The sequence below is a fragment of the Streptococcus parasanguinis genome, assembly GCF_001578955.1.
Taxonomy (GTDB): domain Bacteria; phylum Bacillota; class Bacilli; order Lactobacillales; family Streptococcaceae; genus Streptococcus; species Streptococcus parasanguinis_U.
Genome location: NZ_KQ969691.1, coordinates 82,397 through 83,650 on the forward strand (window position 1 = coordinate 82,397; position 1,254 = coordinate 83,650).

Genomic DNA, 1,254 nt, shown 5'->3' on the forward strand with positions numbered 1-1,254 from the left:
TTTTTTCCAAGACATCTACCAAGATTTCTTTTGTATCCTTCTTCAGTTGCTCCAGATCCATGAATTAGCTTCCTTTCTTTTGAAATGCATAATAGACCACATAGCCTAAAGCCATTCCAACAAAATTCTGAGCGAGGTTATTCGGAATGTCCGAGATAGCAGCACCCCAGCCATTGCTTAAAAAGAGGGCAGAAGCTAGTGCGTAACCGCCTACCATCACAACTGTTGCAAGGAGCAAGCCTAGGTAACGAGCTTTGCCCTTGAAGCCAGCAAAGTAACCTTGTCCCCCGTGAAAGAGGAGACTAAAGAACATCCACTGAGGATAGCCTGAAATCAGATCCAATAAGAAGGCTCCGACACCACCTACAATAGCACCTTCCTTGCGTCCAAAATAGAAGGCTGTGAAATAGGCACCAAGATCTAGTAGGGTGACGATCCCTGTCGGAGTTGGAAGTTTGGTATAGTAGCCAAGTACAACTGTCAAGGCTGTCAAGATAGAGAGGCGGGCAATGAGTTGAGTTCGATTAGATGTCATACTGTACTACTCCATACTGGTCTGAATGTTGAATCGCTTGGAAAACAAAGTCTTTAGAGGCTTTAACAGCTTCAAGTGGTGATTTCCCTTGCACCAACTGGCTGGAAATGCTAGACGCAAAGGTACAACCAGCTCCTGTATTGTTCTTTTCTAAGACTGGCTCTTCAATGACGGTGAAGTCTGTCCCATCATAAAAGACATCAATGGCCTTTTCTTTATTGAGACGATTGCCCCCTTTGACCACGACATTCGCTGCTCCTAATTCGTGGAGCTTACGCGCTGCCTCCTTCATATCGTCGAGCGATTGAATCTTGCTTTGGGTCAAGATCTCAGCTTCTGGTAAGTTTGGTGTAATGATAGTCACATAAGGGAAGAATTTGATCAATTCGTCTCGAAGAGCTGAAACTTCAACATCATGGCTTTCCTTGCAGACCAAGACAGGATCTAGTACCACAGGGATCTCCGCATGGGCTTTGACATAGTCCAAGGCTAAGTCTGCCACTTGGACATTTGGCAAAAGACCGAGTTTAATAGCAGAGAAAGGAACATCTTTAAGGGAGTTGAGCTGTTGAGCAAAGGTCGTCGGATCCACCGGAATCACTTCAAAACCGTGCTCCGTCATAGCGGTCAAACAAGTCACTGCCACAAAACCATGCTGTTTGTTAGTCGTATAAGTTGCAAGGTCTGCGTGAAGACCTCCCCCACTAAAAATATCATTT

2 protein-coding genes are annotated in these 1,254 nt (G+C 45.1%); both read right to left on the minus strand.

What is annotated here, in order from left to right:
• Nucleotides 1-64: 64 nt before the first annotated feature.
• Nucleotides 65-535, minus strand: a complete 471-nt coding sequence (locus SPADD19_RS07205) for an ECF transporter S component (RefSeq protein WP_061455647.1) — start codon at nucleotides 533-535, stop codon at nucleotides 65-67.
• The coding region (locus tag SPADD19_RS07210) for a bifunctional hydroxymethylpyrimidine kinase/phosphomethylpyrimidine kinase (RefSeq protein ID WP_061455648.1) at nucleotides 525-1,254 on the minus strand (730 nt) is incomplete at its 5' end. The genes SPADD19_RS07210 and SPADD19_RS07205, both read right to left, overlap by 11 nt.

Bases quoted from the DNA above. Each gene is read 5' to 3' on its own strand.
- SPADD19_RS07205 (WP_061455647.1), bottom strand. From the start codon at position 535: ATGACATCTAATCGAACTCAACTCATTGCCCGCCTCTCTATCTTGACA.